This window comes from Pseudoxanthomonas kalamensis DSM 18571 (genome assembly GCF_010211745.1).
GTDB classification, from domain to species: Bacteria; Pseudomonadota; Gammaproteobacteria; order Xanthomonadales; family Xanthomonadaceae; genus Pseudoxanthomonas_A; species Pseudoxanthomonas_A kalamensis.
The window spans coordinates 755,070-776,960 of record NZ_PDWQ01000001.1 but is presented as its reverse complement, the minus strand read 5'-3'; the positions used below and the strand labels follow the sequence as shown (position 1 = coordinate 776,960).

Genomic DNA, 21,891 nt, shown 5'->3' with positions numbered 1-21,891 from the left:
ATGCACGCAGACGAACCGGACGCCATCGCCGCGACCCGGCGCTGGCTGGAACGCGCGGTGATCGGCCTGAACCTGTGCCCGTTCGCCAAGGCGGTGTACGCCAAGCAGCAGGTGCGCCTGGTCCTCAGCGACGCCAGCACTGCCGATGCGCTTCTGGAGCAGCTGGCCGAGGAACTGCTGGAACTGCGCGACGCCGACCCGGAACGGATCGACACCACCCTGATCGTGCACCCGCAGGTACTGGGCGATTTCCTCGACTACAACGATTTCCTCGACCGCGCCGATGCGCTGGTGGAAGCGCTGGAGCTGGACGGCGTGCTGCAGGTCGCCAGCTTCCACCCGCAATATCGCTTCGCCGGCAGCGGCGAAGACGACATCGACAACTTCACCAACCGCTCGCCCTTCCCCACCCTGCACTTGCTGCGCGAAGCCAGCATCGACCGTGCGGTGGAAGCCTTCCCGGACCCGGACGTGATCGTCCAGCGCAACATCGACACCCTGCGCGAACTGGGAGCCGACGGCTGGCGGCGCCTACTATCGGACTGAATCCGCGACCGAAAACAAGCGTTCCCGATCCGCAGGTTCCAGCAACCGCCACTGCCCTTCCGGCAATCCGTCCAGCGCCAGTCCGCCGACGCGGCTGCGATGCAGCGCCAGCACATGGTTGCCGACTGCGGCGAACATCCGCCGCACCTGGTGGTAGCGGCCTTCGTGCAGGGTCAGCCGTATCCGTCGCGATTCCAGCACCTGCAGATCCGCCGGCAGCAGCGGCACGGTTTCCGACTCCAGCAACAGCGTGCCGCTGGCGAACAGCGCGGCCTCGTCGCCGCGCAGGTCCTCGGCCAGCACGGCTTCGTACACCTTGGGCAGTTTCGCCTTCGGCGAGATGATCCGGTGCAACAGGCTGCCGTCGTCGGTCAGCAGCAGCAGGCCACTGGTGTCGCGGTCGAGCCGGCCCACCGTCGACAGCACCGGCTTGCGCAGGCGGAAACGCGGCGGCAGCAGATCGTGGACCAGTCGCCCGCCATCCTTGTTCGAACAGGTGCAGCCGACCGGCTTGTGCAACATCGCCAGCATGCCTGGCGGCGGGTCCAGCGGCTCGCCGTCGATTCGCACATCGTCGTGCGCGACTGCATCGTCGGCGTACAGCACCTCGCCGTCGGCGTCGGTCACCCGGCCTTCGCGGAACATCCACGCCACCTGCTTGCGGCTGCCGTAGCCAAGATTGGCCAGATGCCGGACCAGTTTCATGCCGCACCCCTACGCGCACGCACCACTTTGAAGCCGTCGCGCTGGGCCAGCGTCTCGACCTCGCCGAAGCGCGTGTCCAGCACCTGTTCGTAGGGCAGCTGGCGATTCGCGACCAACCACAGTTCGCCACGCGGGCGCAGCGCCTCGGCGGCGGCGGCGATGAAGGCGCGGCCGATATCCGGACGCGACTGCCGTTGCTGCGCATGGAACGGCGGATTGCTGACGATGAAGTCGTAGCGCTGCGGCAAGCCAACGGTCACGTCGTGCCAGCGGAAATCGAGCGCGACCGCTCCCGTGTACGCCTGCAGGTTGCTGCGCGCACAGTCCAGCGCACGCGCCTCGGCCTCGTACAGGTGCAGGTCGGTAATGCCCGGACAACGCGCCAGCAGTTCGGTCGACAGATAGCCGTAACCGGCACCGAGATCGGCGCCGCTTCCGGCCAGCGTGTCGGGCAGATGCTCGGCCAGCAGCGCCGAGGCGGCATCGATCCGGTCCCAGGCGAACACGCCGGGACGGCTGACGAAACGCCCGGCAGCGATTGCGCGCGGCGCATCCAGCAGGGTCCATGCCGCCAGCACATCCGCATCGCCATCGCCGTCGTCGCCACGCCGGGCCCAGAACACCCGGCACTTGTGCTTGCTGAGCGCATGAGCCGGTCCGAACAGCTTTTCGAAATCGGCCTGCCCGGATTTCGCGCCTTCGTCGTTGGCCATGCTGGCAACGACGATGCCACCCGCCTGCGCACGCGTCCATGCCTGCGCGAACAGCGCGCGCGCCTCGTCGCGCTGACGCGGCGGCAGCAGCAGCACGCACGGCCAACCGGTGTCGTCACCGCTCATTCGCGCCTGCAGACCGGAGCGCAGCAGGGCGTCGTGGGCCGGCTTGAAGCTCTGCTCGCACACCAACGACGGAATCGACTGCCGATGCAGCGTCCCGCCGTCGCGCGCGCGCAGGAACAGACTGCCTCGCTGCGGCCAGTCCAGTTGCCCGGAAGCGAACGGCAGCAGCAAGGCGTCCAGCGCAGGATCGGATCCGGCTGCAGTCAAGCCAATGCTCCATGATCAAAGAGACGGGCGGCGATTCTAGCTTTGCCTCGGCAAGAATGTGAGAACCCGCGACCGCAAGCCGCTTGAATCCCCAGTTTGCATTTCGCCCGCACAATCGCCGTGATTCCGGCAACTTGCGAAACACAGCCAAAAATCCGCTCGAATTCCGCATGCGCACCTGCGCAACTGTCATCGGTGAATCCTGCTGGCTGTGCTACGGTAAAAGCACGCATCCATGGAATCCGTCGTCGTCGACGGACCCGATTTCCGCAGACATTGCGCGGAAGCGGGCAGGATCGATGCGGCTTCCCGGCGAAGCCTGCCCCTGCCCGACTCCATGCGTGCGCCGCGTCCTGCCGCTGCAGGGCTCTTGCCACAGACATCGCGGGTCATCGCGCGATGGCATCAACCGGGGAAATCCATGGACCTCCACAACCTGCTCATGCAACTCCAGCAAAGCCTGGGGAACTACCTGCCCAGCGTACTGGGCGCAATCGCGATCTTCGTCGTCGGCCTGGTCGTCGCTCTGCTGGTCCGCGCCGGCGTGCGCAAAGCGATCGTCGCCACCGGCATCGAGGCGAAAGTCCACGACCAGACCGAAGGCTCGTTGCCGCTGGCGCGCATCGGTTCGCTGGTCGCCTTCTGGCTGGTGATCGTGCTAACCCTGGCCGGCGTGTTCAGCGTGTTGAGGTTCGAAGCGCTGTATTCGCCGTTCTCGGCACTGGCCTCGGAAGTTATGCTGTACCTGCCGCGGATCCTGCTGGCTGCCGTGCTGGCCGGATTCGCCTGGGTACTGGCGGTCCTGCTGCGCGCCGGCCTGAACCGGCTGATGGCCGCCACCCAGTGGGACGAGAAGCTGTCCAGCTCGGCCGGGGTCAAGCCGATCGCCTCGACCCTGGGCAACGTCGTCTACTGGCTGGTCCTGCTGCTGTTCCTGCCCGCCATCATCGCCGCGCTGAACATCCAGGGACTGATGGCGCCGTTGAGCGACATGACCCACACCTTCCTGCAGGCCTTGCCGAACGTGTTCTCGGCCGCGTTGATCGCCGGTGCCGGCTGGTTGCTGGCGCGCGTGCTGCGCGGCCTGGTTACCCACCTGCTGGATGCGGCGGGCGCGGACAAGCTCGGCAGCGAAGTCGACTCGGGCCTGAAGCTGTCGAAGCTGGGCGGCACCCTGGTCTTCGTCCTGGTCATGGTGCCGGCGCTGATCGCCGCGCTGGACACGCTGGGCATCACCGCGCTGTCGGCACCGGCGATCCGGATGCTGGAAATCTTCCTGGCCGCGATCCCGCACGTGCTGGCCGCCGCCGCGATCCTGATCGTGGCCTGGTACCTGGGCCGCTTCGTCGCCGGTCTGATCGCGCGCCTGCTGCAGAGCCTGGGCTTCGACCAGCTGCCGGCACGGCTCGGTCTGGGGCAGGCCTTCGACGCCCCGAAGCCGGGCGATGACGCGCCAGGCGGCAACAGCCTGTCCACCTTCGCCGGCAAGCTGGCGCTGTTCTTCGTCATGCTGTTCGCCACCGTCGAGGCCGCGCACCAGCTGGGCTTCGCCGGCGTGCGCGAACTGTTCGAACAGTTCATCGCCTTCGGCGCCGACATCCTGCTCGGCGGCGTGATCCTGGCGGTCGGCTACTGGCTGGCCGACGTGGCCGCCAAAGCCATCCAGCGCGCCAATCCGGACAAGGCGATCGGCCTGTCGCGGATCGCCCGCATCGCCATCCTCGGCATGGTGCTGGCGATGGGCCTGCGGGCGATGGGCATCGCCGACGACATCGTCAACCTGGCCTTCGGCCTGATACTCGGCGCGGTTGCCGTAGCCACCGCCCTGGCCTTCGGCCTCGGCGGTCGCGAAGCCGCGGCGACCCTGACCCAGCGCTGGGCGCGCGACTACCTGCAACACAAGGACAGGCAGGACTGATCCCTCTCGATTGCTGCTGACCCGTACGGGCCCGTGCCAACCGCTCGGGCCCGTACGGCTTTCGGACCCGCGATTCGGATTTTTCCTACCCGCAGGCGCGGCATGCCCCGAGTGGCAATTGTGAGGCGGACTCGCATGCTGGCAGGCACCGGTCCAACCGAGGTTGCCGTCATGCACCGATTGCTGTTCACCATCGCCGCCCAGGCCACCGGCTGGCAGTTGTACGAAGGCGACGAAGGCAAGTTCTGGTTTTCCCGCTGGGACGACGCACTGGAAACGGCCGACATCATGGCCGGCGCGCTGCACGAACGTCACGGCATCCCGACCGCCGTGGTCATGGACATGGCCGGCCGCGAAGCGGTACTGGTCAGCAGCCACGGCTGACCGGCCGTGGTTCACCGCAAGGCGCCGGGGCTGTAATCAGACCGGTGGGGGATTGCGGTAGGCGAACGCGGCCTGGTGCCAGTACGGGTACGGCTTGGGCACGGCGCTGGCCTCATCCAGCTTGGCCATCTGTTCGGGACTCAGGTTCCAGCCCACCGCGCCGAGATTCTGTCGCAACTGTTCCTCGTTGCGTGCACCGACCACCACGGTAGAGACGGTCGGCCGCTGCAGCAGCCAGTTCAGCGCGACTTGCGGAATGGTCTTGCCGGTTTCCTGCGCGACCGCGTCCAGCGCGTCGACGACCCGGTACAGGTGTTCCGGATCCACCTGCGGACCGGCATCGTTGGCGACCTGCGATTGCAGGCGGCTGGATGCCGGCAGCGGTTGCCCGCGGCGGATCTTGCCGGTCAACCGGCCCCAGCCCAGCGGGCTCCAGATCACCGTACCGACACCTTGGTCGGCCGCCAGCGGCATCAGCTCCCACTCGTAATCGCGACCGACCAGCGAGTAATAGGCCTGGTGCGCAACGTAGCGGGTCCAGCCATGGCGGTCGGCGGCGGCCAGCGACTTCATCAGGTGCCAGCCGGAGAAATTGGACACGCCGAGATAGCGGATCTTGCCGGCCTTGACCAGGGTGTCGAGAGTGGACAGCACTTCCTCCACCGGCGGCCGCGCGTCGAAACCATGCAATTGGAACAGGTCGATGTAATCGGTGCCCAACCGCTGCAGCGCCGCATCGACGGCGTTGATCAGGTGATAGCGGGAAGAGCCGACCTGGTTCTCGCCCTCGCCGAAGCGGAAGGTGGCCTTGGTGGAAATGATCAGCGAATCGCGCGGACGGCCTTTGATCGCCTCGCCCAGGATCGATTCGGCCGCGCCTTTCGAATAGATGTCGGCGCTGTCGAACATGTTCAGCCCGGCCTCCAGGCAGATGTCGACCATGCGCCGCGCCTGCGCCACATCGGTACTGCCCCAGGCCTTGAAGAACTCGCCCTGACCACCGAAGGTGCCGGTGCCCAGGCTGAGGGCGGGGACGCGGAAGCCGGAGTTGCCGAGGTAGCGGTATTCCATGGACAGTCGCCTGCGAAGCATCGGGGGAAGGTCATCATTCGACCCGCGAGCGACTGGCTGCGCAAGGTCGAAAACGGAATGCTGCATCGCAACTTGCGGACCGTGTCGCGCACTACGCGCGCCTGAACCCCGCGCAACTGCGATGGCTTCGAGGATTGCTGCGCATTGGTCGGCCGGCGCAGAATTCTCACATTGCCGATTCCCCCGGAGTTCCCATGAAAATCGCCGCTCTGATGTTCACCCTGGCCCTTGGCCTGGGCACGGTCGTCACCGGCCACGCCCGCAGCGTTTCGGTCACCGACGCCGACTATCCGCGCAGCCTGCCCGAGGAAGGTCCGGTCTCGGTGACCTGGACCGATCCGAACGAGTTCAGCGAGATCAAGTTCAGCGGCAACAGCTGGGAAGCCAAGCGCGGCAATTGGGTCGTGGATCTGGCCGAACACCTGCGCGAAAGTGCCGCCAAGCAGCTGGCGCCGGGCGAAACCCTGAGCGTCAACATCACCGACATCACCCGTGCCGGGCATTACGAGCCGGGGCGCGGACCGAATCTGGACCATGTCCGCATCGTTCGCGACATGTATCCGCCACGGATGGAGCTGAGTTACGTGCTGCGCAATGCCGACGGCCAGATCATCGCCGAAAGCGACAGCAAACTGGCCGACACCGGCTTCCTGATGCACAGCTCGATGTACCGCGACAGCGACATGCTGCGCTACGAAAAGAACATGATCGACGACTGGACCCGCAACGGCCTGCGTGCGATCCGCGAACCGAAGGGCGAATGACCCGCCCGCGATGACGGACTTCGACCTGACTCCGCCGGACGACACGCAGCGCGCGCGGCTGACGGCGGAGCTGTCGCCGGAAGAACGCCATGTGCTGTTGAGCCACGGCACCGAGGCGCCGTTCTGCGGCGTGTTCCTCGACAACAAGCGCGAAGGCGTCTACAGCTGCCGCTTCTGCGGCCTGCCGCTGTTCCGCTCCAGCGCCAAGTTCGATTCCGGTACTGGCTGGCCCAGCTTCTTCCAGCCCTACCACCCGCAGCACATCCGCTACCTGCGCGACAGCAGCCACGGCATGACCCGCACCGAGGAAGTCTGCGCCCGCTGCGGCAGTCATCTCGGGCATGTATTCCCGGACGGCCCGCCGCCGACCGGCGAACGGCATTGCCTGAATTCGGTGTCGCTGACCTTCACCGATCGCGGCCAGCCCCTGCCCGATCTGTTGCAGCGCGGCGGCGCCGACGCCGGCCCGGCCGACTGACCCGGTGGCGGTCTACGTCGACGACGCGGTGACGCCGTGGCGCGGGCAGCGCTGGGCGCACCTGATGGCCGACACCCTGGACGAACTGCACGCCTTCGCCGCCGCGCTGGGCATTCCACGGCGCGCCTTCCAGGACAAGACCAGCGGCGCGCACTACGACCTGCCGGCACCGCTGCGCGAGCAGGCGCTGCAACTGGGCGCGGTGGCCATTTCCCGCCATCGCGATCGCGAGCAGATGCGTGTGGTGATCGCCCGCGCCAAGGCGCAGGGACGCGGCCAGGCACCCTGACCTGCTACATTGTCGGCCCTTTCCGCATCCGCTCCTGCCGACGATGACCGCAACCGATACGCCCCCCGATCGACTGGCCGTGGACGAGGACAGCCGCTATCACGATGCCGCCGCCCTGGACCGCGGCGTCGGTGTGCGTTTCAACGGCGTGGAGCGCGACAACGTCGAGGAATACTGCATCAGCGAGGGCTGGATCCGGGTGCAGGCCGGACGCGCGCTGGACCGCCGCGGCAAGCCGATCACGATGAAGTACACCGGCGAAGTGGTCGTCTGGTACAAGAATCCGGCCTGAACCCCGGCCGCATCATTCCCGCTGCCGGCAGGCGTGGGCGCGCGCCTGCATCTGCATGCGTTCGCCGGCATTGCGGGTCAGCGCGGCGGCGCGTTCGAATTCGATCCGCGCCTCGGCATGGCGCTGCAGCCGCTCCAGCAGATCGCCACGCAAGGCCGGCAGCTGCGGGTAGTCGCGCAGCAGGGGCTCGTCCACCAGCGCATCGACCAGCGGCAACGCCGCCTGCGCGCCCTGCGCATGGCCGATCGCCGCCGCGCGGTTCAGTTCGACCACCGGCGACGGCATCGCCTTGGCCAATTGCGCATACAGGGCGGCGATACGGGCCCAGTCAGTCCGTTCGGCGCGGGTCGCGGTGGCATGACAGGCGGCGATCGACGCCTGCAGTGTGTACGGTTCCTGCGCACCACCCAGCCGCAGCGCCTGCTGCAGGGTCGCCAGTCCGCGCGCGATCTGCAGCCGGTCCCAGCGGCTGCGGTCCTGGTCCTGCAGCAGCACCGGTCGGCCATCGCGACCGCTGCGCGCGCGCAACCGCGATGCCTGCAATTCCATCAACGCAAGCAGGCCATGCACTTCGGCCGCCCGCGGCATCAATGCGCACAACACGCGCCCCAGACGCAAGGCTTCCTCGCACAGTGCCGGGCGCATCCAGTCCTCGCCGGCGCTGGCCGAATAGCCTTCGTTGAAGACCAGATAGACCACCTCCAGCACCGAGTCCAGGCGCTCGTCCAGTTCGTCCTTGCGCGGCACTTCGAACGGCACCCGCTTCTGCGCCAGCATGCGCTTGGCGCGGACGATACGCTGGGCGATGGTGGCTTCGGACTGCAGGTAGGCACGCGCGATCTCGTCGGTACCCAGGCCGCACAGCAGGCGCAGGGTCAGCGCCACCCGCGCGTCCGGCGGCAGCACCGGATGGCAGGCGACGAACACCAGCCGCAGCAGGTCGTCGTCGATGCCCTCGTCCAGCCGATCCTCGTCGATCCAGGCCATGGCATCATCTTCCGTTTCGCTCGCCAGCAGGACGTGCTTGTCCGCACGCAGGCGCCGCTGGCGCAGATGGTCGATGCCGCGCCGCCTGGCCGCCGTGGTCAGCCAGGCGGCCGGATTGTCCGGCACGCCGTCGCGTGGCCAGCGCTCCAACGCGGCCAGCAACACGTCCTGCGACAGTTCCTCGGCCGCGCCGACGTCGCCGGTCATCCTCGCCAGACGGGCGACGATGCGCGGCGACTCCAACCGCCACAACGTGTCCAGTTTCGCGTGCAAACCCGTCATGGCGGGGGATGACACCACCGCGCCATCACGATGGCAATACCGGGTTTCAGGTCGAAACCAGGGTCTTGAAGCCGCCGTAGATCATCCGCTTCCCATCAAACGGCATGCTCTTGAAATCCATCTTCGCGAAGCGCTTGTCGTTCATCGCCAGCTTGTTGACCTTGTCCCGGTGCGCGCGCGACTTGTAGACGATGTACGAGAACACCACGACCTCGTCCTCCTTCAGCTTGACCGACTTCGGAAACGAGGTCAGCTTGCCGACCGGCACGTCGTCCGCGATGCATTCGTGGTAGGCCAGCGCGCCATGCTCCATCCACACCTTGCGGCCCAGCCGCGCCATTTTCCTGTACTCGTCCAGTCGTGCCATCGGCACCGGTACCACGAATCCGTCCACGTAGCTCATGTTCGTTCTCCTGTCGGGGTGAATTTGCGAAACCGCTCACGGCGTTTTCATGCAATTGACCATCCACGGCTTGCCGTAGCGGTCCTCGAACATGCCGAAACGTATCGCCCACGGGGTTTCCGCCAACGGCATCCGTATCTGTCCGCCGGCGGACAGCGCGGCGAACACGCGCTCGGCATCCTCGACGGTTTCGACTTCGACATTGACCGTGGTGTCATTGCGGCCATCGTCATCATCAGCGGCAGCCCCGCCCATGACGTTGTCGCTGCCCATGATCGATGCGCCGCCGGCGATGAGGTGAATATTGGCGATCCTCTCCAGGCTTTCCGGTGGAATGTGCTCGGGGGAGTCGGGCATGTCGCTGTAGCGGATCAGTGAGACGATCTCGCCACCAAGGGCTTGTGCGTAGAACATGAACGCCTCGTGGCAGGCGCCCTTGGTGAACATCAGGTACGGCATCAGTTTCATCTCGTTCTCCTTGTCGGTGGTCGTGGCATTTGTGCGCAGCGGCCTCAGTCGCCGCCTTGCAGGCGCTGGCGCAGTCGTGCTTCCAGTTTGCGCAGTTCGGGGGTCATGGCCTCGCCGAAATCCTCGGCTTCATACAGCGGACGCAGTTCGATCTCGCACTCGCCATCCAGCGGCGGCGGACAGCGTCGCGCCCATTCGAGCGCCTCGTCCATCGAGCGCACCTGCCACAGCCAGAAGCCCGCAATCAGTTCATTGGTTTCGGTGAACGGCCCGTCGATCACCGTGCGCGTAGCCCCGTGGTAGCGGATCCGCGCGCCGTGGCGGCTGGCACGCAGGCCCTCGCCAGCCAGCATCACCCCGGCCCGGACCAGTTCCTCGTTGAAATTGCCCATCGCCTCCAGCAAGGCGGTGTCGGGCATCTGTTCGGCTTCCGACGCCGTCGTGGCGCGTACCATGGCCATCACTCTCATTGCGCTGTCTCCCTGGGTTTCGTTTGCCTGTTCGTCGGCCGGATCGACCGCTCTCATGGCATACGACGAACGGGAATGACGAAAATCGACGCCTGGACGAAAATTTTTTCACCGCCGGTGCCGGAACGCCCGCTGCCGCGCAGCAATCACATTCACAAGCCAGCCGCAGTCTTCGGGCATCATGGCCTTCCCGCCCTGCCGGAGCCCGGCATGCAATACCTGCTGCTGGTCTATACCGACCCCGACCTGCTCGCCGCCCTGCCGGCCGAGGAATACGACCGCCTGATGCGCGGTTGCCTGGAGCACGCCGCCGAGTTGCAGGCGCGCGGCATCCTGCTGGCCGCGCAGAAACTGGAACCGCCGACCACGGCGCGCACCGTGCGCTCCCGCCATGGCCTGTCGCGGGTCACCGACGGACCGTTCGCCGAGACCAAGGAAATCCTGGCCGGCTTCAACCTGATCGAGGCCCCTGACATCGAAACCGCGGTGCAGGTGGCGCACGAGTTCCCGTGGATTCACTACGGCAGCCTGGAAGTCAGGGCCCTGCATGACATGCAGGGGGAGCGCCAACGGGTCGGCGCAACGGGAGCCCCGGGCGGGTTATAGACGAGAATCGTCCGCCCGAGTCCGCTTCGGATACTGCCCTAGCCGCGACAGGCCTGCAGTTGGTCGCGGGCGTACCACAGCGCGCGGCGCGCCAGGTTGTAGGCGCTGTCGGCCTGGCGCGGCAGCAGGTGCTCGGCCTGCACCGGGTCGGCACCGTGAGCATGGGCGTATTCGGTCCGTTCCAGGTCGGCCAGATGCCGGCGTGCCGGTTCCAGCAGATGCTGCCGGCGCGCGCCGTCGCAACCGGCGTGACGCTTCTCGACCTCGGCGATGCCGCTGCGGATCCGCCGGCTGGCTTCGCCGTCCAACCCGGGTGCCTTCTCGAACGCGATCGGCGCGGCCTGGTAGGCATTCCCGGTCGCCTCGCTGCCGAGGTCGGCGCTACGTTCATGCAGGGCCGGGTTGAAGCGCACCTCTGGCGGCGGCCGCGCGGCGATGGCCTGGCGGTCCTTGCCGAAGATGATCTCTTCGATCCTGCTCTGCCCGCCAGCCAGGTCGCGTTTGGCCTGGTCGAATACCGTCTCGCGATATTCCACCGGATTCCTGCGCTCCAGCACCCGTTCGGCTTGGTGGCGTTCGCGCTCGTTCGTCACCCCCGGCGGATGCGCGGCGAACTCCGGCGTCAGCTCGACCGCATCGGCGATCCGTACCTGCCCTTGTCGGGTGTACAGGCCTTCCGCAGCCGGCGTTGTCGCTATCGTTGTCGATGCCGCTTCGTCACGACTGTCCGGTCGCGCCGCAATCCTCGCCGCAGGTGCCGGTATCGCAGGTGTCTGCGCCAACGGCGCGACCGCCGTGTCCGCCGGCTGCCGCGGGACCGGCCCGGCATACGTCGGCAACGGGCGCAGGAAACGCACCTGGATCCGTTCGCCATCGGCACCCGACCCGCCTTCCGGGCCGAGGCGAAGCAGAGACAGCAACAAGGCCAGCACCAGCACCACCACGACAGCCGCGATGCCACGGTCATGATGCCCGGAACTCCAGGCCTCCCTCACACCGATCCGCCCCGCATCGCCCCGCCGATGGTGTCGCTCGTCATGCCCGTCCATTCACCGCAACCGATTGTCCGGGAACGGGCGTCCCGCCGTCGCGTTGACCTGCGGACACTGCAGCCGCAACCGGCGTTCAGCAAGCCTTGTCCCTGGCGAACGGATTCAGCCGCCGCACCCAGCTGTCGCCGCAGTCGATGTCCTTTTCCGCCGTCGCCGGTTGCGCGACGGCCGCGGCCTGCGCGCGCTTGCGCTCGGCATCGGCCAGTGCGCGACGGATCTGCGGCAACGCCGCCAGCGCCGCGCGCTCGCCCTGCAGGATCGCCGCGTTGCGTTGCTCGAAACTGGCCGGGCCGATGTCGTTGACCTGCGGGCGGATCACCGCGTCGGCACGCGCCAGCTCCTGCTTGCCCAGGGTCTGGCCCATGATGGTGATCGACTGGTTGACGATCCCGACCATGCTCTTGGTCGGCGTACTACCGTCGGTCTTGGTGGAAATGTCCACCGCGATCACCACATCGGCGCCAAGCTGGCGCGCGGCATCCACCGGCACCGGGCTGACCACGCCGCCATCGACGTAGTTGCGGTCGCGGATAACCACCGGTTCGAACACCCCGGGCACGCTGCTCGAAGCGCGCACCGCCTGGCCGGTATTGCCGCGCACGAACACGGTGCGGTCGCCGGTTTCCAGCCGCGTCGCCACCGCCGCGAACGGCTTGCGCAGGCGTTCGATCGGCAGCCCGCCGACCTCGCGGTTGACGTAGTCCTGCAGCGCCTGACCCTGGATCAGCCCGCCGGAGAACAGCCGCACGTCGCGGATGCTGGATTCGTCCAGCGCCAGTGCCTTTTCCTGCATCGTGAACGCATCCATGCCGCTGGCATACATCGCGCCGACCACGCTGCCGGCGCTGGTGCCGGCGACCACGTCGATCCTGATGCCATTGGCTTCCAGCATCTTGATCACGCCGATGTGGGCGAAGCCCTTGGCCGCGCCGCCGCCCAGCGCCAGACCGATCTTCAACGGCGGCGGTGCCTGCACGACTGGTGGCGGCGGGTCCGGGCGCACTTCGTCGCCACCGCAACCGGCCAGTGCCGTCAACAAGCCAGCCACCGCGAAGATACGGACGGAATGCAGGGAAATGCGCGACTTCATGCCGAATTCGATCACTGGAGACGGCGTCCAGCATAGCCGCCACCGACTGGTCGGCAGCTGAAGCGCCGATGTACCGGCGGCCGCATCGGCTTGCCGTTCTGGGCTTGCCGCAGGTATTGATGGCCGCATGTCCCGACGCCTGTTCCTTCCTGCCACGCTGGTCGCCTTGCTGCTCGGCGCTTGCGCTAGTGGCCCGCAACTGCCGCAGCGCACGCCCGAGGAGGTCAAGGCCGACATCGCACGGCGGATTCCCGCCCGTGCCGGCGACCGCCAGGGCTGGGCCAACGATATCTACGTGGCACTGTCGGCACGCGACCTCGCCACCACGCCCGACAACATCTGCGCGGTGTTGGCGGTGATCGAACAGGAATCGGGCTGGCAGGCCGATCCGGCGGTGCCCGGCCTGGGCCGCATCGCCCGCGAGGAACTGCGCAGGCGCGCCGCCACCCTGCATGTGCCGGGTTTCGTGGTCGATACGGCGCTGAAGCTGGAATCGCCGGACGGCCGCAGCTACGGCGAACGGATCGACACGGTACGCACCGAGCGCGAGCTGAGCGAGCTGTTCGAGGAAATGACCGCGCGCGTGCCGATGGGCCAGCGCCTGCTGGGCGGTTTCAACCCGGTACATACCGGCGGTCCGATGCAGGTCTCGATCGACTTCGCCGAAGCGCATGCGCGCGAGTACCCTTACCCGTTGCCCGGCAGCGTGCGCCAGGAGGTGTTCACCCGTCGCGGCGGCGTGTATTTCGGCACCGCCCACCTGCTGGACTATCCGGCCAGCTACGAATCGCTGATCTACCGCTACGCCGACTTCAACGCCGGCTGGTACGCCAGCCGCAACGCCGCTTTCCAGGTCGCCGTCGCCCGCGCCTCGGGGATTGAGCTGGCGCTGGACGGCGACCTGCTGCTGCCCGGCGCCGATCTGGAACATCCCGGTGCAACCGAACGCGCCGTGCACGCGTTGTCCACACGGCTGGACATGGATGCGCGCGAGATCCGCCGCGCCCTGCAGAAAGGCGATTCGCCGGACTTCGAGAAAACCGCGCTGTACCGACGCGTATACGAGCTGGCCGAACAGGCCGCCGGCAAGCCATTGCCGCGTGCGGTACTGCCCGGCATCAAACTGCAAAGCCCGAAAATCACCCGCAACCTGACCACCGCCTGGTTCGCCAACCGCGTCGATGAACGCTGGCAGCGCTGCATGAAGCGCTGAAACGGATTTCGAATTCCGGTCGTGTGCCGGATCACTCCAGCACCAGGCCGACGTCGCGACCGGCCTGCGCTTCGTTGCCGCTGTAGTCGCGTGCGACGATGCGCAGGGTGTATTCGCCGGGCGGCAACTCGCCGGGGCGCCAATACCCGGCGGCGACCTCGCCGTTGTGCACGGTGTTGCTCAACACGTAGCGGAAACGGGTGCTCGCGCTGCCGTGCACGGTGATGCCGCTGTCCGGCGCATAAGCCAGCATCACCGCGTCCGGATCGGCCGGCATGCGGTCGAACACGATGCTCATCCGCGGCGACGCATAGCCCGGCGCCGCCGCGCCGTTGGCGTCTAGCAATTGATATCCCGCCGCATACAGGCCCAGTCGCCGCCGCGGCAGATTGTCGTCGACCTGGTCCCAGGCCTCGACGACGATCTGCACACCAGCATCGCGCGGCACCACGATGCGACCATCGGTGTTCTTTGGCAGCGGTTGGCCGTCGGCATCGGACAACTCGACGGCGACGATCCGCGGCGGCTGCCGGTCGGCATAGCCGACGAAGCCAAGCTGCACCGCGTTGCGCTGGAAACCGCTGGCGCCGACCTGCAGGTGCACGTGCGCCATGCCGTTGATCGTGCCCAGCGCGTCGCCGGCACGGAAGCGGGTGCCGCGCGGCACGCGGATGCGCCGCAGCCTTCCATCCTCGTCGTATTGTGCGTGGAAGCGCGAAGGGTCCAGCACGCGTCCTGCAGGGTCGCGGCCGACCCGCATGTGGATGTAATCCAGATCGGCGATCGCGAAACCTTCGTTCAAGCTGCCAGCCGACCGCGCCGCCAACGGACTGTCGACCTTGCCATCGGCAATCGCCAGCACCGTCGCGCCGACATCGCCGCGGATGTCCAGTCCGGCGTGCAGGTGATCGCGGCTGTCGCCCCGATAGTTGCCGCGCACCTCGCCCAGCGTGCCGACCACTTCATGCCAGCCATTCTGCGGCGCCAGCGGCCAGCGACCGCCGGTGTCGGGCAAGGGGTCGTCGATCGACGGCCCGACCACCGGCACGGCAGCGGCGGCATCGGTCGTCGGCACGATGCGATGCACGCGATGGCTGCCGGCATCGGCCACCCGCAGGCTGCCATCGACCGCCAGCACCAGTCCGGCCGGACGCGACAACCGCTGTGACGGTTCGGCGCCGATCAATTCGTGACGCACGCCACTGCGCGAAATCTGCACCACCCGCCCGGACATTTCGCTGGCGTAGATGGTGCCGTCCTCGGTCAGTACCAGTCCCAGCGGGCGCCGCACCAGTGGCGGTCCGTCCAGCGGTGGCAGGAACGGCGTACCGGCCCAGCCGTCACCGGCGGCGATCCGGCGCAGCGTACTGTTGCCGGTATCGGCCACCCACAGGTTGCCGTCGGCATCCAGCGTCAGCGCGGTCGGCGTGTCGAAGCGCGCCTCGGCGCCGATGCCGTCCCACTGCCCCGGACCACCGCCGCCGGCCATGGTGCTGACCCGCCCCTGCGCATCGATGCGGCGGATGCGGTCGTTGTAGGTATCGGCCACGTAGACGTTGCCCACCGCATCGACGGCCACGCCCATCGGCCCGTTGAAGCGCGCCTGCGCACCGATGCCGTCGCGCTCGCCCGGCTGTCCGTCGCCGGCCAGTGTGGTCACGATGTCGTCGGGCGATACCTTGCGAATCGCGTGATTGCCGGTATCGGCCACGTACAGATTGCCGGCCGCGTCCAGCGCCAATCCGGACGGGGTATTGAAGCGCGCCGCCGCGCCGCTGCCGTCCACGAAGCCTTCACCGCCGCCCGCCAGGGTAGTCACGTTGCCATCCACGGCGATACGACGGATGCGATTGTTGTCGCCGGCATCGGCCACGTACAGCGACCCGTCGGCGGCCAGCGCCAGCCCCCAGGGATCGTCGAAGCGCGCCTGCAATGCCGCACCATCGCGCCAGCCGCCGACGCCATCGCCGGCTTCCAGCTGAAGCTGCGCCAGCCAACCGAACGGGGTCGGCGGCGGACCCTCGACCGGCGACGGTCGTGTCCTTTCGTAAATGTAGGTGGCGGCCAGGGCGACGGCGGTCAGTGCCGTCACCGTCCATAGCCAGGTCTTGCGGCTCATCGAATGCATCGGTGGCGTGTCGGCGCGCCACCATACCGGCCCGGACCACGGCAGCACAACCGATACACTGGTCATCCGTTCGTTCGTGGACCGTTGCATGCCCGTTCCCTACCGCGCCGTGCTGTTCGACCTCGATGGCACCCTGATCGACAGCGCCGTCGGCATCGCCGATGCGGTCAACCACACCCTGCGGGAACTGGGCCACACCGGTGAGGACGAGGCCACCGTGCGCGCATGGATCGGCGATGGCGCACGCCTGCTGCTGCACCGCGCACTGCAACACGCCGGCGCCGACGTGGCCGATGGTCCGGATTTCGAGGATGCCTATGCACGGCTGATGCGTCACTACGGCGATTCTCTGCCGCTGCAGGCCCGCGCCTATCCGGGCGCATGCGAAGCGCTGGAGGCGCTGCGCCAGCAGGATATACGGATCGCCCTGTGCACCAACAAGCCCGAGCGCTTCATCGCCCCGCTACTGCAGGCGCTGGACTGGCGCGAGCGCTTCGACGCCATCGTCGGCGGCGATACCCTGCCGCAGCGCAAGCCCGATCCGGAGCCGTTATTGCACATCGCCGGCAAGTTTGGCCTGATCCCGGCGCAATGCCTGATGGTCGGCGATTCGCGCACCGATGCCGAAGCCGCCGATGCCGCCGGCATGCCGCTGGCGCTGGTCGATTACGGCTACCGCCGCGACTTCGACCTCGATGCCGCCGGTGCCTGCGCCATCGTCGGCGACCTGCGCCAACTGCCCGGACTGCCATGACCGAGGCCACCGGCCGCCTGCGCAAGATCCTCCATGTCGACATGGATGCGTTCTACGCGTCGGTCGAGCAACGCGACGATCCCGCACTGCGCGGGCGTCCGGTAGTGGTCGCCTGGCGCGGCGCTCGCTCGGTAGTGTGCGCGGCCTCGTACGAAGCGCGCACCTTCGGTGTGCGCTCGGCGATGCCGGCGCTGCGCGCGGAACGGCTGTGCCCGCAGGCGGTGTTCGTGCCGCCGGATTTCCCGCGTTACAAGGCCGTCTCGCGGCAGGTACGCGAAATCTTCCTGTCGCATACCGATCTGGTGCAGCCGCTGTCGCTGGACGAAGCCTACCTGGACGTCACCGAGCCGAAAATTGCCTCGCCCAGCGCCACCGCCACCGCGCAGGCGATCCGCGCGCAGATCCGCGAGGCCACCGGGTTGACCGCCTCCGCCGGGGTGGCGCCGAACAAGTTCATCGCCAAGATCGCTTCGGACTGGAATAAGCCGGACGGGTTGTTCGTGGTCAAGCCGGCGCAGGTCGAGGCCTTCCTGACCCCGCTGCCGGTCGGCAAGATTCCCGGCGTCGGCAAGGTCATGCAGGGCAAGCTGGAACAGTTGGGCGTGCTGACCGTCGGCGACTTGCGCCGCTTCGGGCAGGAGGAACTGCAACTGCGCTTCGGCAGCTTCGGCGCGGCGCTGTACCGGCGCGCGCGCGGCATCGACGAGCGCCCGGTGCAGCCGGATCAGCCGGTGCAATCGATCTCGGCCGAAGACACCTTCGCCACCGATCTGCCGCTGTCGGCGCTGGAGCCGGAGGTGCGGCGCATCGCCGAGAAAGCCTGGAACGCCAGTCGCAAGACCGAACGCATCGGCCGCACCGTGGTGCTGAAGTTGAAGACCGCGCAGTTCCGCATCCTGACCCGCAGCCTGACCCCTGAATCCCCACCGGATTCGGTACAGGCCTTCACCGAGATCGCGGTCGGTCTGCTGCAGCGCATCGACCTGCCAGACGACACCCGCTACCGCTTGGTCGGCGTCGGCCTGTCCAACTTCCACGACACGGAAGAAGTGCCGATGCAGCCGGGGTTGTTTGGGTGAATCGACCATATGGGCAAACAATTTCCCTGACCTGATGCAGTCACAGATCACAGCATGGACTTGAGCATGCTTTACAGGCTGCTATCCTGGCACGCATAGATTCCTGGGGACGCCATGACCACATCGAACGGGGTCGCGGGTGAAGACTGGACGCCGGCGGAAGTGCGGGAAACCGTGCAGAGCTATTTCCGCATGTTGCGGATGCAGGAGCTTGGCCAAAGTTTTGTGAAATCCAGACTTCTCCAAGAACTTGGCGAGAAACTCCCCGCACGCAATCGATCTGCCATCGAATACAAATTCCGAAACATCAGTTCCGTGCTCCACTCGTTCGGCGTGCCAGCCGTATCTGGATACAAGCCACTCTCCAACTTCCAGGGGCTGTTGGTAGATGCGGTTGCCGATGCCCTCGAGATTGACCGCCAGCTCGATGATGCAACCCTTCGCAGCGTCGAAACTCCAGCGGAGAAACCCCTACTGGAAAGCATGGAAGATTTTGTCGTTGACATCCCTGTGCCAAAACACAGGGTCAATGAAGCTCAAAACGGATTCATACAGCGAAAACCCATCCGGCGGGACTATCTGGAGCGTGAGGCCAAGAATCGCTCCCTTGGGCATGCAGGCGAGCTGTTGGTCATGGAGTATGAGGCACGTCGCTTGTTTGCCGAAGGTGCAAAGAAGCTCGCCGATCGTATCGAGCATGTATCCAGCCGTCGAGGTGACGGCCTTGGCCATGACATCTTGTCGTTTGATGCCGACGGACGAGAGCGTTTCATCGAAGTCAAGACCACTGCCTACGATGCCGAAACCCCTTTCTTTATTACGCCGAACGAAGTGGAGTTCTCCGCCGAAAATCCATTTCAGTTTCACCTCTATCGGCTCTTCTCCTTTCGCAAAAGGCCTCGGATGTTTACCCAAGTCGGGCCTGTGGAAGCTAATTTCCATCTTGAAACTTCCAACTATCGCGCCACCCTACGCGGCTCATGAAAAAGCGGCCTTGCGGCCGCTTTTCACTTTCCCTCACCCGCCTTCGGCACCCTCTCCCGCACGCGGGAGAGAGGTTGGGATTCACACCCCGACCGGGTTGGCCTTTTCCGGATCGATGTTCCACTGCTTGATCGCGCGGGCGACGTCCTTGCCGGTCATCTTGCCTTCCTTCGCCAATGCGGCAATGGCGGCGTGGGCGATGTAGTAGCGGTCCACCTCGAAGAAACGGCGCAGGTTGGCGCGGGTGTCGCTGCGGCCGAAGCCGTCGGTGCCCAGCACCGTGTAGTGGCCCGGAACGAAGGCGCGGACCTGGTCGGCGTAGCCGCGCACGTAGTCGGTGGCGGCGATGGCCGGGCCCTGGCGGCCTTCCAGGCACTCGGTGACGTAGGGCTTGCGCGGGGTTTCCTCGGGATGCAGGCGGCTCCAGCGCTCGGCGTCGAAGCCGTCGCGGCGCAGTTCGTTGAAACTGGGGCAGGACCAGATGTCGGCGGTGACGCCGAACTCCTTGTCCAGCAGTTCGGCGGCCGCGATCGCCTCGCGCAGGATAGTGCCGCTGCCCAGCAGCTGCACGCGCAGTTCGCCCTTCTTCGGCTTGCCGGCGTCTTGCAGCAGGTACATGCCCTTGATGATGCCTGCCTCGGCGCCCACGGGCATCTCCGGGTGCGGGTAGTTCTCGTTCATCAGGGTGATGTAGTAGTACTCGTCGATCTGGTCTTCCAGCATCGCCTTCATGCCATGCTGCAGGACCACGATGACTTCGTAGCCGAAAGTCGGGTCGTAGCTGCGGCAGTTGGGAATGGCGCCGGCCAGCAGGTGGCTGTGGCCGTCCTCGTGTTGCAGGCCCTCGCCGTTGAGGGTGGTGCGACCGGCAGTGCCGCCGAGCAGGAAGCCGCGGGTGCGCATGTCGGCCGCCTGCCAAGCGATGTCGCCGACGCGCTGGAAACCGAACATGGAGTAGTAGATGTAGAACGGCAGCATCGGCACGTCGCTGACCGAGTAGCTGGTGCCGGCGGCCATCCACGAGGCGATCGCGCCCGGCTCGCTGATGCCCTGCTGCAACACCTGGCCGGACTGGTCCTCACGGTAGAACATCAGCTGGTCGGCGTCGACCGGCTTGTACTTCTGCCCGAACGGCGCGTAGATGCCGATCTGGCGGAACATGCCTTCCATGCCGAAGGTGCGCGCCTCGTCGGCGACGATCGGCACCAGCCGCGGACCGATCTGCTTGTCGCGCAGGGCGATGTTCAGGCCTTGCACGAAAGCCATGGTGGTGCTGAGCTCGCGCTCGCCGCTGGACTTGAGCAGGCGCTCGAAGCTGTCCAGCGCCGGAACCGCGAACGACTGGCTGGCCTTGCGCCGACGTTGCGGCAGGTAACCGCCCAGCGCACTGCGGCGCGACTTGAGGTACTGCACTTCCGGCGAATCCTCGCCGGGGTGATAGAACGGGATCTGCTCGGCTTCGGCCAGCTGTTTGTCGCTGATCGGAATCTGGAAACGGTCGCGGAAGGTGCGCACCGCGTCGTCGTCGAGCTTCTTGGTCTGGTGGGTCGGGTTGAGCGACTCGCCGGACGAGCCCATGCCGTAGCCCTTCACGGTCTTGGCCAGGATCACCGTCGGCATGCCTTTGGTATTGACCGCCTGGTGATAGGCCGCATAGACCTTGTGCGGGTCGTGGCCGCCGCGGTTCAGGCGCCAGATGTCGTCGTCGGACATGTTGGCCACCAGCGCGGCGGTTTCCGGGTACTTGTTGAAGAAATGCTCGCGGGTGTACTTGCCGCCGAAGGCCTTGTAGTTCTGGTACTCGCCGTCGACGGTTTCCATCATCAGCTTCTTCAGCACGCCGCCGCTGTCTCGGGCCAGAAGCGGATCCCAGTAGCTGCCCCAGATCAGCTTGATGACGTTCCAACCGCCGCCGCGAAACACGCCTTCCAGCTCCTGGATGATCTTGCCGTTGCCGCGCACCGGGCCGTCCAGGCGCTGCAGGTTGCAGTTGATGACGAACACCAGGTTGTCCAGCCCTTCGCGGCCCGCCAGCGCGATCGCGCCCAGGCTCTCCGGCTCGTCAGTCTCGCCGTCGCCGAGGAAGCACCAGACCTTGCGGTCGGACGGCTCGATCAGGCCGCGGTGCTCCAGGTACTTCATGAACTGCGCCTGGTAGATCGCGCTCAGCGGGCCCAGACCCATCGACACGGTCGGGGTCTGCCAGAACTCCGGCATCAGCCACGGGTGCGGATAGGAGGAAATGCCGCGACCATCCACTTCCATGCGGAAGTTGTCCAGCTGCGATTCGCTGATGCGGCCTTCGAGGAAAGCGCGCGCATACACGCCGGGCGAGCTGTGGCCCTGGATGTACAGCAGGTCGCCGGGATGGCTGTCGCTGGGCGCGCGCCAGAAGTGGTTGAAGCCGACGTCGTACAGGGTGGCCGAGGAGGCGAAGCTGGCGATGTGACCGCCAAGGTCGCCGGGCTTGCGATTGGCGCGGACCACGGTGGCCATCGCGTTCCAGCGGATCAGGCAGCGCAGCTTCCACTCCATCTCGGCGTCGCCGGGCGATTTGGCCTCCAGCGCCGGGGCGATGGTGTTGACGTACTCGGTGGTCGGCGAGAACGGCAGGAAGGCGCCGGAACGGCGGGTGACCTCGACCATGCCTTCCAGCAATTGATGCGCGCGCTGCGGGCCGGAGGCGTCGATGACCGCCTTCATCGACTCGACCCATTCGCGGGTCTCGACCGGATCGGGGTCGTTGTGCAGCATCTCGTTCAGCCAGTTCATCGCCACTCCCTGAGGTGCCGCGCAGCAGAGCGGCAGTCGTTCTTGTTCGAACTTCGAAGTCTAGCGCAGCAAGGCGCACCGACACAGGC

Annotated in this window: 23 protein-coding genes; 12 read left to right on the top strand and 11 right to left on the bottom strand. The window is 66.7% G+C overall.

The features are described 5' to 3' along the window. Complete coding sequence (locus CSC70_RS03470; RefSeq protein WP_162455221.1) at positions 1-546, top strand: DUF1415 domain-containing protein; 546 nt, start codon at positions 1-3, stop codon at positions 544-546. Here the strand turns inward: CSC70_RS03470 and CSC70_RS03465 are convergent. Together CSC70_RS03465 and CSC70_RS03460 are read right to left on the bottom strand one after the other, a co-directional pair. After that, positions 535-1,251 (bottom strand): pseudouridine synthase, encoded by a 717-nt coding sequence (locus CSC70_RS03465; RefSeq protein WP_162455220.1) that lies wholly within the window; start codon positions 1,249-1,251, stop codon positions 535-537. The two genes, CSC70_RS03470 and CSC70_RS03465, sit on opposite strands and share 12 nt — an antisense overlap. Next, positions 1,248-2,297, bottom strand: a complete 1,050-nt coding sequence (locus tag CSC70_RS03460; RefSeq protein WP_246189303.1) for a class I SAM-dependent methyltransferase — start codon at positions 2,295-2,297, stop codon at positions 1,248-1,250. The genes CSC70_RS03465 and CSC70_RS03460 overlap by 4 nt, the downstream gene beginning before the upstream one ends. Before the next feature lie 442 nt (positions 2,298-2,739). Here CSC70_RS03460 and CSC70_RS03455 point away from each other — a divergent pair, with 442 nt between their 5' ends. Together CSC70_RS03455 and CSC70_RS03450 are read left to right on the top strand one after the other, a co-directional pair. Beyond that, positions 2,740-4,215: a mechanosensitive ion channel gene (locus CSC70_RS03455; RefSeq protein WP_211369397.1), complete on the top strand. Its 1,476-nt coding sequence runs from the start codon at positions 2,740-2,742 to the stop codon at positions 4,213-4,215. 171 nt (positions 4,216-4,386) lie between these two features. After that, positions 4,387-4,599, top strand: coding sequence for a hypothetical protein (locus CSC70_RS03450; protein WP_162455218.1), 213 nt, complete (start codon positions 4,387-4,389; stop codon positions 4,597-4,599). Between the two features lie 36 nt (positions 4,600-4,635). Here CSC70_RS03450 and CSC70_RS03445 read toward each other — a convergent pair whose 3' ends face one another. Then, positions 4,636-5,670 (bottom strand): aldo/keto reductase, encoded by a 1,035-nt coding sequence (locus tag CSC70_RS03445; RefSeq protein WP_162455217.1) that lies wholly within the window; start codon positions 5,668-5,670, stop codon positions 4,636-4,638. A 215-nt stretch (positions 5,671-5,885) separates the two neighbouring features. Between CSC70_RS03445 and CSC70_RS03440 the strand changes: the two genes are divergently transcribed. From CSC70_RS03440 to CSC70_RS03425, 4 genes are read left to right on the top strand one after another with little or no spacing between them, the layout of a single operon-like run. Continuing rightward, complete coding sequence (locus CSC70_RS03440; RefSeq protein ID WP_162455216.1) at positions 5,886-6,455, top strand: DUF3016 domain-containing protein; 570 nt, start codon at positions 5,886-5,888, stop codon at positions 6,453-6,455. Between the two features lie 10 nt (positions 6,456-6,465). Then, positions 6,466-6,933 (top strand): peptide-methionine (R)-S-oxide reductase MsrB, encoded by a 468-nt coding sequence (gene msrB / locus CSC70_RS03435; protein ID WP_162455215.1) that lies wholly within the window; start codon positions 6,466-6,468, stop codon positions 6,931-6,933. Between the two features lie 4 nt (positions 6,934-6,937). After that, on the top strand, positions 6,938-7,222 hold the full coding sequence (locus CSC70_RS03430) for a DUF4031 domain-containing protein (RefSeq protein WP_162455214.1): 285 nt from the start codon (positions 6,938-6,940) through the stop codon (positions 7,220-7,222). A 43-nt stretch (positions 7,223-7,265) separates the two neighbouring features. After that, positions 7,266-7,514 carry a DUF3297 family protein gene (locus CSC70_RS03425; RefSeq protein WP_162455213.1) on the top strand — a complete coding sequence of 83 codons (249 nt, stop codon included), beginning with the start codon at positions 7,266-7,268 and terminating at the stop codon, positions 7,512-7,514. Positions 7,515-7,526: 12 nt separating this feature from the next. Here CSC70_RS03425 and CSC70_RS03420 read toward each other — a convergent pair whose 3' ends face one another. Genes CSC70_RS03420 through CSC70_RS03405 form a run of 4 tightly spaced genes read right to left on the bottom strand, consistent with a single transcriptional unit; the run spans position 7,527 to position 10,124 of the window. Beyond that, positions 7,527-8,783 carry an RNA polymerase sigma factor gene (locus CSC70_RS03420; protein WP_162455212.1) on the bottom strand — a complete coding sequence of 419 codons (1,257 nt, stop codon included), beginning with the start codon at positions 8,781-8,783 and terminating at the stop codon, positions 7,527-7,529. Positions 8,784-8,829: 46 nt separating this feature from the next. Further along, positions 8,830-9,186: a DUF1428 domain-containing protein gene (locus CSC70_RS03415; RefSeq protein ID WP_162455211.1), complete on the bottom strand. Its 357-nt coding sequence runs from the start codon at positions 9,184-9,186 to the stop codon at positions 8,830-8,832. Between the two features lie 36 nt (positions 9,187-9,222). After that, positions 9,223-9,654, bottom strand: coding sequence for a VOC family protein (locus tag CSC70_RS03410; protein ID WP_162455210.1), 432 nt, complete (start codon positions 9,652-9,654; stop codon positions 9,223-9,225). 44 nt (positions 9,655-9,698) lie between these two features. Beyond that, a complete protein-coding gene (locus CSC70_RS03405; protein WP_162455209.1) occupies positions 9,699-10,124 on the bottom strand; it encodes a YciI family protein in 426 nt (141 codons plus the stop codon). Between the two features lie 210 nt (positions 10,125-10,334). Here CSC70_RS03405 and CSC70_RS03400 point away from each other — a divergent pair, with 210 nt between their 5' ends. Further along, entirely contained in the window at positions 10,335-10,730 is a 396-nt protein-coding gene (locus tag CSC70_RS03400; RefSeq protein WP_162455208.1) for a YciI family protein, read from the top strand. 38 nt (positions 10,731-10,768) lie between these two features. On the opposite strand, the gene CSC70_RS03395 is transcribed toward CSC70_RS03400, so the two are convergent. Next, entirely contained in the window at positions 10,769-11,725 is a 957-nt protein-coding gene (locus tag CSC70_RS03395) for a hypothetical protein (RefSeq protein WP_162455207.1), read from the bottom strand. A 130-nt stretch (positions 11,726-11,855) separates the two neighbouring features. Further along, positions 11,856-12,872, bottom strand: coding sequence for a patatin-like phospholipase family protein (locus CSC70_RS03390; RefSeq protein ID WP_162455206.1), 1,017 nt, complete (start codon positions 12,870-12,872; stop codon positions 11,856-11,858). A 127-nt stretch (positions 12,873-12,999) separates the two neighbouring features. Between CSC70_RS03390 and CSC70_RS03385 the strand changes: the two genes are divergently transcribed. After that, on the top strand, positions 13,000-14,085 hold the full coding sequence (locus CSC70_RS03385; protein ID WP_162455205.1) for a DUF1615 domain-containing protein: 1,086 nt from the start codon (positions 13,000-13,002) through the stop codon (positions 14,083-14,085). Positions 14,086-14,116: 31 nt separating this feature from the next. Here the strand turns inward: CSC70_RS03385 and CSC70_RS03380 are convergent, their stop codons facing one another. Beyond that, positions 14,117-16,204: a gluconolaconase gene (locus CSC70_RS03380; protein ID WP_162455342.1), complete on the bottom strand. Its 2,088-nt coding sequence runs from the start codon at positions 16,202-16,204 to the stop codon at positions 14,117-14,119. A 97-nt stretch (positions 16,205-16,301) separates the two neighbouring features. Between CSC70_RS03380 and gph the strand changes: the two genes are divergently transcribed. The 3 genes from gph to CSC70_RS03365 all read left to right on the top strand — a co-directional run bounded on the left by gph (position 16,302) and on the right by CSC70_RS03365 (position 19,030). Next, on the top strand, positions 16,302-16,967 hold the full coding sequence (gene gph / locus CSC70_RS03375; RefSeq protein WP_162455204.1) for a phosphoglycolate phosphatase: 666 nt from the start codon (positions 16,302-16,304) through the stop codon (positions 16,965-16,967). A 17-nt stretch (positions 16,968-16,984) separates the two neighbouring features. Then, entirely contained in the window at positions 16,985-18,046 is a 1,062-nt protein-coding gene (gene dinB / locus CSC70_RS03370; RefSeq protein WP_162455341.1) for a DNA polymerase IV, read from the top strand. 114 nt (positions 18,047-18,160) lie between these two features. Then, positions 18,161-19,030 (top strand): protein NO VEIN domain-containing protein, encoded by an 870-nt coding sequence (locus tag CSC70_RS03365; protein ID WP_162455203.1) that lies wholly within the window; start codon positions 18,161-18,163, stop codon positions 19,028-19,030. Between the two features lie 81 nt (positions 19,031-19,111). Here the strand turns inward: CSC70_RS03365 and aceE are convergent, their stop codons facing one another. Next, entirely contained in the window at positions 19,112-21,802 is a 2,691-nt protein-coding gene (aceE, locus tag CSC70_RS03360; protein ID WP_162455202.1) for a pyruvate dehydrogenase (acetyl-transferring), homodimeric type, read from the bottom strand. Positions 21,803-21,891: the final 89 nt, after the last annotated feature.

What these genes read in the sequence shown, in the direction of transcription:
- CSC70_RS03470 (WP_162455221.1), top strand. Translation starts at nt 1, where the DNA reads ATGCACGCAGACGAACCGGACGCCATCGCCGCGACCCGGCGCTGGCTG.
- CSC70_RS03465 (WP_162455220.1), bottom strand. Translation starts at nt 1,251, where the DNA reads ATGAAACTGGTCCGGCATCTGGCCAATCTTGGCTACGGCAGCCGCAAG.
- CSC70_RS03455 (WP_211369397.1), top strand. Translation starts at nt 2,740, where the DNA reads ATGCAACTCCAGCAAAGCCTGGGGAACTACCTGCCCAGCGTACTGGGC.
- CSC70_RS03450 (WP_162455218.1), top strand. Translation starts at nt 4,387, where the DNA reads ATGCACCGATTGCTGTTCACCATCGCCGCCCAGGCCACCGGCTGGCAG.
- CSC70_RS03445 (WP_162455217.1), bottom strand. Translation starts at nt 5,670, where the DNA reads ATGGAATACCGCTACCTCGGCAACTCCGGCTTCCGCGTCCCCGCCCTC.
- CSC70_RS03440 (WP_162455216.1), top strand. Translation starts at nt 5,886, where the DNA reads ATGAAAATCGCCGCTCTGATGTTCACCCTGGCCCTTGGCCTGGGCACG.
- msrB (WP_162455215.1), top strand. Translation starts at nt 6,466, where the DNA reads ATGACGGACTTCGACCTGACTCCGCCGGACGACACGCAGCGCGCGCGG.
- CSC70_RS03425 (WP_162455213.1), top strand. Translation starts at nt 7,266, where the DNA reads ATGACCGCAACCGATACGCCCCCCGATCGACTGGCCGTGGACGAGGAC.
- CSC70_RS03420 (WP_162455212.1), bottom strand. Translation starts at nt 8,783, where the DNA reads ATGACGGGTTTGCACGCGAAACTGGACACGTTGTGGCGGTTGGAGTCG.
- CSC70_RS03415 (WP_162455211.1), bottom strand. Translation starts at nt 9,186, where the DNA reads ATGAGCTACGTGGACGGATTCGTGGTACCGGTGCCGATGGCACGACTG.
- CSC70_RS03410 (WP_162455210.1), bottom strand. Translation starts at nt 9,654, where the DNA reads ATGAAACTGATGCCGTACCTGATGTTCACCAAGGGCGCCTGCCACGAG.
- CSC70_RS03405 (WP_162455209.1), bottom strand. Translation starts at nt 10,124, where the DNA reads ATGAGAGTGATGGCCATGGTACGCGCCACGACGGCGTCGGAAGCCGAA.
- CSC70_RS03400 (WP_162455208.1), top strand. Translation starts at nt 10,335, where the DNA reads ATGCAATACCTGCTGCTGGTCTATACCGACCCCGACCTGCTCGCCGCC.
- CSC70_RS03390 (WP_162455206.1), bottom strand. Translation starts at nt 12,872, where the DNA reads ATGAAGTCGCGCATTTCCCTGCATTCCGTCCGTATCTTCGCGGTGGCT.
- CSC70_RS03385 (WP_162455205.1), top strand. Translation starts at nt 13,000, where the DNA reads ATGTCCCGACGCCTGTTCCTTCCTGCCACGCTGGTCGCCTTGCTGCTC.
- CSC70_RS03380 (WP_162455342.1), bottom strand. Translation starts at nt 16,204, where the DNA reads ATGAGCCGCAAGACCTGGCTATGGACGGTGACGGCACTGACCGCCGTC.
- gph (WP_162455204.1), top strand. Translation starts at nt 16,302, where the DNA reads ATGCCCGTTCCCTACCGCGCCGTGCTGTTCGACCTCGATGGCACCCTG.
- CSC70_RS03365 (WP_162455203.1), top strand. Translation starts at nt 18,161, where the DNA reads ATGACCACATCGAACGGGGTCGCGGGTGAAGACTGGACGCCGGCGGAA.
- aceE (WP_162455202.1), bottom strand. Translation starts at nt 21,802, where the DNA reads ATGAACTGGCTGAACGAGATGCTGCACAACGACCCCGATCCGGTCGAG.